Here is a 4,062-nt window from a genome sequence, read left to right as displayed (position 1 = left end):
CGGATCAGAAGCATTTTATTGAAACAATGCATAAAAACGGAGCGATTGCTGGGGTAGCACGTTCACCAGAAGACGCAATTGAATTGATAAGGAAGTAACAATGGACAGGAAACAAATATACATCGACGTCTTGCTACATAAAGGAATTTACAAAGAAGAAGATACAGGACGTCAGCTTTATGAAATGGATGAAAAAGAGTTATTCGAATTGATAAAGGGAGATGGGGAGAATGAAACAAACAGTTGAATGTGAAGTATGTGGGGGAAGTGGATTTAGTGGATACGGAACAGGGTATGATGCCGTTTGTGATAATTGTGGAGGTATTGGAGAACATCCGATTTGGAATGGAGATGAAGAACAAATGGAACAGGTAGAACAGGTAGAACATGGCACGTTTGAAGTAACTCAACTATTAGCGGAAGCGAAGGAGACTGAAGAGAATGGCAACTAAGATCATTATGTTCACTAAAAATAATTGTGGAGACTGCAAACGAGCAAAATTCATGCTGAAACATTGTCCGGTTGATGTAGAAATGAAGGAAATTAACGTTGAATTAAAAGAAAATGAACATCACATAAAACAACAAGGGTTAATGACATTACCTGCATTCTTAATGGAGGATGGCAACATTATACACGGATTTCACGAAGGGAAGATTATGAACGCATTAGGACTATAAGGAGTGATTGCGTGAAGAAAGAAACCAAAATACAGTTGGAAGGTGAGCTTGTAGTAGTAGAAAGTGAGATTCGTAAGATGGAATATCACTTGGTGGGATTGGATAACGAGAAACGGAAGACGAAGCTTTCATTGGAAGTGTTGAAGAAACAGAAAGAGAAATTAAAAAGTTACTTATAAGGAGCGGGACGAAATGAATTTACGAGTGAAGATTAAACGAGTGAAAGATGTGGAGTTGCCAAAATATGCGAAGTCTGGAGATGCTGGTTTTGATCTTGTAGCAGCAGAAGATATAATTATTGAACCAGGGGAAACGAAGGTAATCCCAACTGGTTTAGCGTTTGAATTGCCGCCAGGATATGAAATGCAAGTAAGACCTAGAAGTGGTGTATCCCGTAAAACTAAATTACGAGTCATTTTAGGTACGGTCGATAGTGGTTACCGTGGTGATGTGGGTGTGATTGTTGAAAAAAATATGCCGTTTAGTTCAAGTGTGGTTGGAAAGTACGCATTGAATATTAATAATGAGTTACAAGAAACTGAGTCATATTCTCGCTATTTAGAAGGTGTGTACATCGTTAGAAAAGGTGATCGTATTGCACAAGCTGTTATTGCTCCAGTAGAAACAGCTAACTTTGTGGAAGTAGACAAGCTATCAGATAGTGAACGTGGTATTGGTGGATTCGGATCAACAGGAATAAGGGGAGGAAAATAAACAATGGCATATCCTCGTGAAGAACAAGAAACAACTCTAGTTTTTGACAATAGTACAAAGGAGTGGATGGTTTACTCTACTGTTCCAAAACACATTCAAAAACTTAGTAATCTATGTGAGTTACAGACCTTAGAAGAAGACGACGGGCAAGTGATAGCTGTAAAAGGTGTATTGCAAGAAAAACAAGTGGGTATGAAACAAGTTCGTGTGATGTCTGAGGAACAAAGACAAAAGGCTGTGGAACGTTTGGCGAAGGTTAGAGATAAATAATACAATTTGAATTTTATTAGAAAAGAGCACTATAAAATAAGTTCCTAACTTCAATTCACAGGAGTGTTATAAGGCTAAATACCTGTGTCGTACATTTTTATTTTTTGCACATTTTACAAGTATCTCTGAGGTATAAACTTGCTATGTCTTTTAAGCCCTTTTCACCTTTTTCTTAACTATTTAAAACTACCTAAAATCATAAAATCTACAAGAATGCCACTCATTGGATTTTCTGAACCTAATACACTAATTCCTAGAACTGTGACACCACTAATATTTGTAACATTAGCAGAGACGTATTTTCCAGTAACATTTTTCTCGCGCATTTGTACTCTTGGTCTTGCATTTATCGAAGAGTTGGTAGAATATATGCTTGCTACTGCATAGTCAACAGTTGTTAATAATGGTTTACCATTAGCCAATTGATTATCTGTGAAATAAAGTGTAGCTATACCATTTACGTCTGATGTGGCTTGCCCATAAATAATGCGTTTCATTTGTTGTGGATTCGACTCTCCAGCTTTTAACACTTGAAAAGCTGTGGGTGCCAGTGAAAAAAACTCAATGCTCATAGAAATTCTCCTTCGGTAATGCTTTGCTTGCTATTGCCAAAGATAACTTGGATTAAATATAGGATTGTCCAATATGTCTTAATATTATATGTGATTTTTTTTAGTTTGTTACTTTAATGTTTTTGTTTAAGTAACAAAAAAGCTCTACTTAAGTGGATTCTCAATCATGGTAGTCATAGTAAGCAAAAAGAGCATAAATATAGGTGAGCTCTTAGGGCAGGGGAGATCTTTATGAGTGAAGAGTCTTCAGATAATAACGTCTGCTTGTCCAGTGTAAAGGAGAAAAGTTTTTAATAAAAATGCTATTTTGAATAGGGACTTTTACAAAAAAAGAAAGAGCCCTGCAGTACAGAACTCTCGAACCAGTGTATACCTACAATTTTAATAATATATGTTTATCTTCAGGAAATGGTTAATAAAACCCAAAAAATATCGAAATCTAGATACAGACCTCAATATCTTTCAGGGAAATTAGTGTAATTAGATTTCCCTAAATGAGTAAATTTTTTACAGTGTATGTTCATGTTCAATAAACGGTTCTATATAATAAGGAAATTAAACGTTTAAATTAATTCTGAATGCAATAGGTCTTGGACAATGTAAAGTGTCTAAAAACGTGTAATAACACTGTATAAAATGATTCATCGGTTTGAGGTGAAAATACAAGGGGAAAAACGATGAAAAAGCATAAAAAACGTAAAATAAGGAAAGCAATCGCTCGTAGGACTAAATTATTTGAAAAACATCGTGTAAAAACAGCATGGAGAAATCTATTTGTACATGCTGGCATCCTAAATAAGTGAGGTGGCATACACATTGCTAGAATGGTTAAAGGACTATCAAAAGTTAGAAGATGAAATTACCTACTTGGAAAATGATTTAGGTAGAAGTAAGAAAGAATTAAAACGCTGGGTGTATGGTGGCTTACAAGAAGTACGTTTAACTGAAGGATCAGAAGGAGCAAAACTGGAAGATCGTATTGCTATACGTGAACATGACTTAGCTCATAAGATGAATGACATGTTTGAACTAAAGAAAGTGATTCAGTCATTCAAAGGATTAGAACACAAGATCATGTATGGTAAGTATGTGGAGGGCATGACGTTAGAAAGAATTGCTGAAGAGTTAAGTTACAGTACACAATATATCTATAACAAACACGCTGAGATTAAACGTAAGATTGAGTATGCTCAGAACATAAGTTAACATCACGTTAACTTAACTTAACTTAACTTAACTTAACTTAACTTAACTTAACTTAACTTAACTTAACTTATGCTTATGTTAAGTCTTGATTAAATGAGTTATAGTAATAACATAAAGAATTGACGAAAGGGCAACTGAACGTATCTGTTGCTCTTTTATCGTATACGGACGTTAAAATATCACGTACCGGATTATGTAATTTATTTCAAAAGAAATGAAAAATGCAATGTGTGAGGTAAGAATTTTTGATTGTAAATTCGCATGGTGCATTTTTCACCCTTTATAGAAGAAGGACAAACGTATTTGGTTAGATAATCGTGTGTGGAAACAAAAGGGAATTCATACAAAACAATATCGTCTGTCCTTCTTCCATTCTTACTATGTGCTAATATTTGGTTTATGATACCAATAAAAATAAATACAATAAAAAAAGAGACGAATGAAATCGTCTCTCCAACACATATATACAAAAAACAAACTAGGACTGGATGTATACTATATTCTACTTTTGGTTATGGATACCTTTTTTATTTTGATTATTTCTTTCATTATGTAAAAAAACGAGTACTGGTGACAGAGGCAGTACTCGTTTTTTGAAACTGATAGTCTACTATTATTG

General features: G+C 34.6%; 9 protein-coding genes. 8 read left to right on the top strand and 1 reads right to left on the bottom strand.

Annotated features, from left to right (window positions below):
• The first annotated feature begins 100 nt into the window (after positions 1-100).
• The 6 genes from fbpA to AB3X49_RS18755 are packed head-to-tail and all read left to right on the top strand — an operon-like array spanning position 101 to position 1,665.
• Positions 101-247, top strand: a complete 147-nt coding sequence (fbpA, locus tag AB3X49_RS18780) for a Fur-regulated basic protein FbpA (RefSeq protein WP_098715831.1) — start codon at positions 101-103, stop codon at positions 245-247.
• The gene (locus AB3X49_RS18775) at positions 231-452 is read left to right on the top strand and encodes a hypothetical protein (protein WP_367963966.1); all 222 of its coding nucleotides are present in this window, start codon (positions 231-233) and stop codon (positions 450-452) included. The genes fbpA and AB3X49_RS18775 overlap by 17 nt, the downstream gene beginning before the upstream one ends.
• Positions 442-681 carry a glutaredoxin family protein gene (locus AB3X49_RS18770; protein ID WP_367963964.1) on the top strand — a complete coding sequence of 80 codons (240 nt, stop codon included), beginning with the start codon at positions 442-444 and terminating at the stop codon, positions 679-681. Before AB3X49_RS18775 ends, AB3X49_RS18770 begins: the two co-directional genes overlap by 11 nt.
• An 11-nt stretch (positions 682-692) precedes the next feature.
• Complete coding sequence (locus tag AB3X49_RS18765; RefSeq protein ID WP_367963962.1) at positions 693-860, top strand: hypothetical protein; 168 nt, start codon at positions 693-695, stop codon at positions 858-860.
• Positions 861-873: 13 nt separating this feature from the next.
• Positions 874-1,395 carry a dUTP diphosphatase gene (locus AB3X49_RS18760; RefSeq protein WP_367963960.1) on the top strand — a complete coding sequence of 174 codons (522 nt, stop codon included), beginning with the start codon at positions 874-876 and terminating at the stop codon, positions 1,393-1,395.
• Between the two features lie 3 nt (positions 1,396-1,398).
• The gene (locus tag AB3X49_RS18755) at positions 1,399-1,665 is read left to right on the top strand and encodes a hypothetical protein (protein ID WP_367963957.1); all 267 of its coding nucleotides are present in this window, start codon (positions 1,399-1,401) and stop codon (positions 1,663-1,665) included.
• Positions 1,666-1,841: 176 nt separating this feature from the next.
• Here the strand turns inward: AB3X49_RS18755 and AB3X49_RS18750 are convergent, their stop codons facing one another.
• Entirely contained in the window at positions 1,842-2,237 is a 396-nt protein-coding gene (locus AB3X49_RS18750) for a hypothetical protein (protein ID WP_367963954.1), read from the bottom strand.
• Between the two features lie 677 nt (positions 2,238-2,914).
• Here AB3X49_RS18750 and AB3X49_RS18745 point away from each other — a divergent pair.
• Both AB3X49_RS18745 and AB3X49_RS18740 read left to right on the top strand, forming a co-directional pair.
• Positions 2,915-3,040, top strand: coding sequence for a DUF3983 domain-containing protein (locus AB3X49_RS18745; RefSeq protein WP_367963952.1), 126 nt, complete (start codon positions 2,915-2,917; stop codon positions 3,038-3,040).
• 13 nt (positions 3,041-3,053) lie between these two features.
• Positions 3,054-3,443 (top strand): hypothetical protein, encoded by a 390-nt coding sequence (locus tag AB3X49_RS18740; RefSeq protein ID WP_367963950.1) that lies wholly within the window; start codon positions 3,054-3,056, stop codon positions 3,441-3,443.
• Positions 3,444-4,062 lie beyond the last annotated feature (619 nt).

Source organism: Bacillus sp. C30, assembly GCF_040838255.1.
Classification (GTDB): domain Bacteria; phylum Bacillota; class Bacilli; order Bacillales; family Bacillaceae_G; genus Bacillus_A; species Bacillus_A mycoides.
The sequence above is the reverse complement of the archived record's forward strand: the minus strand, read 5'-3'. Positions and strand labels throughout refer to the sequence as shown.